This window comes from Chloroflexota bacterium (assembly GCA_020850535.1).
GTDB lineage: Bacteria > Chloroflexota > UBA6077 > UBA6077 > JACCZL01 > JADZEM01.
In genome coordinates, this window is record JADZEM010000034.1 from 1 (window position 1) to 2908 (window position 2908).

General features: G+C 67.3%; 2 protein-coding genes. Both read right to left on the reverse strand.

The features are described 5' to 3' along the window. The coding region (locus IT306_05985; protein MCC7367950.1) for a hypothetical protein at positions 1 to 601 on the reverse strand (601 nt) is incomplete at its 3' end. A 59-nt stretch (positions 602 to 660) separates the two neighbouring features. Then, complete coding sequence (locus tag IT306_05990) at positions 661 to 2541, reverse strand: hypothetical protein (GenBank protein ID MCC7367951.1); 1881 nt, start codon at positions 2539 to 2541, stop codon at positions 661 to 663. Between the last annotated feature and the right edge of the window lie 367 nt (positions 2542 to 2908).

The window sequence follows — 2908 nt, forward strand, 5'->3', positions numbered from 1 at the left end:
CCGTCTCGCCGTAGGGGGCCGCCCCCAGGTCGCCCCGCGCGTAGTAACGCAGCGCCCCGGCATAGGCATGCTCCCCGACCGGCAGCCCGTCGTAGCTCCAGTGCGGAATCTCGTCGAACGGGATGCTCGCCGCCAGCGCGCGGGCCTCCTGTTTCTCGGCGTCCGTCGTGAGTGACCCGATGCGGTGGGAGGGTAGTTCGAGCGGGTCGTAGCAGTACTGGCCGGCGTGGTAGCAGCCGCCACAGAGCACGCTCGGAAGCTTGTAATCCACGATAATGCGTGGGTCTGGAATGTCGGTGAACTCGGCACGCTGACAGCCGGGCAAGGCCATGTCGCAGAGCAGGGTGTGGACCCGGACGCCGCGCAGGGTCAGCGCGACTGAGAGCATGCTCTCGAAGATCGAGCCGGCGTGGTACCCACCGATCATCGTCGCGACCAGAACGGCCGGGCCGGTCGCGGCACGCCGCCGTGCGTCTTCCCAGAGCGGGCGATTCGTGTCGAGAATCGCCGTCCAGTCAGGGAAACGCGGATCGATGGCGCGGGTGCGGTAGGCTGGTGCGGCAGCCGTGGACCCGGTCTGTGACGCCGTAGGCTCTACCACTGCCGACCCTCGCCCGAGGGCACGGGCCGCGATCGAGCGTGCTCGGCGGATCAGTCGGCTCACGAATGCTCCTCCACATGTAGGCGGCTGGCCGGCGCGTGCGCCCTGGCGGGCGGGCCTGGCCGGGGATTCAGTCTGTTTTCGAGCAGAACGAATGGGCGGCCGAACAGGGTAAACCGGGCAACCGGCACGAAGTCGGGATCGGCCAGAATGTTGTCGATGGCGGGCCGCCCGATACGATACGGCCAGAGTTCTCCCTTGGGGTCTTCATACGCCGCCGTCTCGGTGGTGACGAGCACATAGTCGGCAAAGCGCCGGATCGTCCGCTCGAGACGGGCCGTCAGGACGTCGCGCGGGTCGCCGTCAGCGAGTGGCCGCTCGAGTTCGATCGGATCGCCGCTGCCGTTCGCGACGCTCTCGAACTCGCGCGGCGGCGGCAAGCCCGCCTGAGCAAGATAGTAGCGGACATGGTGCCGCCCAAACCCCTTTATCCAGATGATGCCGACCGCCTTGTTTCCCACAATCGTATCGATGTCCAGCGCAGCCGAGCGCACCGCTGCGACCGTCTCCGCACCGACGGCTGGAGGGGCAGCCAGGCCCATCCGGATGACGGCCGAGGCGATGATGGTGACAGCCGCGGCAGCCACCACGCCGTTCCACCACGGGCCGGCCGGCACATCGGGCCGTGCCCGCTCGACGGCGCCGAGCGCGGCCACCAGTATCAGTACCGCTCCGACTACCGTCGGCTGGAAGGGCATCGCGTGCCAACTTGCCCCGTAGCCCAGTAGCAGGCAGTTGTACAGTACGACCGCGACGGCGACATACGCACCAGCCCCGAGCAGTGTCAGGTGCGGACGGCTCAGGAGTCGTCGCGGAACCAGCCGAACCTGTTTCGTCAACGCTCCCGCGGCCACCCCGGCAAGCCCTATCGCGAGCAGCACCACCGTGGCTCCCGCGACCCTGAGGTTCCCGCCGGCCCGGCCCTCGTCGCCGAGCAGCATATGGAGCGGAGTCAGCCAGAAGGACCTCAACGACGCCAGCCGGCCCTCGCCGACGCCCCAGATAGTGCTGGTGTAGCGAACGAGGGTCTGGTCGAAGGTCATCCAGTAGTACGGCACGGCGAAGAGCAAGAAGACGAGACCTGGGACAATGGCGAGTTTGAGTGCCGACGTCCACGCGTGGCGTCGAAACGCGACGACGGCCGACGGCACCGCGCAGAGCAGGAGCATCGCCGCCGCGTTGTCGCGCGACCACTGCGTCAGCCCCAGGACGATCCCGCACCAGAGGCCGCGCTGCCAGGACGGCCGCTCGACGTAGGCGAGGCTGGCGAACACGACGCCCATCAACAGCAGCGTCAACTGAGGATCACGGCGAAGATCCTGGATGCCGCCATCCCAGGCGTAGAGCGCGCCCGGTACGATCGGCAGGAATGCCGCCAGCACCTGCCGCCGGCTCGACACTCCGAAGGTCCGCAGGTACACCACGATCGATGCCTGAGTGACGAGCAGCAACAAGCCGTTGAGCGTCACGAGGTATTCGGGTGCACGGACCGGCGCCCAGGCGAGCAGCAGAGCGTAGAGGGGCTGGAGCCAGGTGATCGGAATCCGGAGTGCCTGGATCGCCGCGGCGGCCGGTCCCTGCGCGGCCGCCTGATTCACGATCGAATACATGACGTAATAGGCGCCAATTGAGTCGTAGTGCGGGAGATGGGTGGTGTAGTAGTCGCGCACCACGACGAAGGTCGCGGCGTAGAGCATCACGGTCCAGGTCAGCACCAGTGCGAGCACCGCCAGAAGGGAGCCGGGCCGTGCTGCGCGCTCGCTTGTCTCGTCCTTCGGCAGGCCGAAGGCACGAGGGGGCACGATATCGCCTCCTGTGGGTGCTGCCGTAAGATCCACTACCAGTCTCCCCGAAAGCCTGGAGGCCGCTGGCTCGGACATTGGCTCGGGCATTGGCTCGGGCGCTGGACTGCTCGGGCTACACCGTAGGGTCCGACACCCATGCATTCACCCCGGTGATTGAGGAGGTGGTTTAGGAACGCTGCCACAGTGCGGGCCAATCGTGGTTCTGGCACATACCCCTGAAACAGCGCTGGTGGCGGCCCGATGCACAGCCAGGGTACCTGGATATCGCGGCCTATTCTAAAGCAGGAACTGGCGGGGAGAGCACACGCGGCCTCGGCGGTAAGAGTTCAGACTTGTGGGGCGAGGAGTTGGCGGCAGGCGAGGAAGGGATTGACGCCCTGGGCGTGCCAGGTGCCGAAGAGGGTGGCGAGGGCGACCTTGGTGGCGGTGCCGTTGGGGGAGC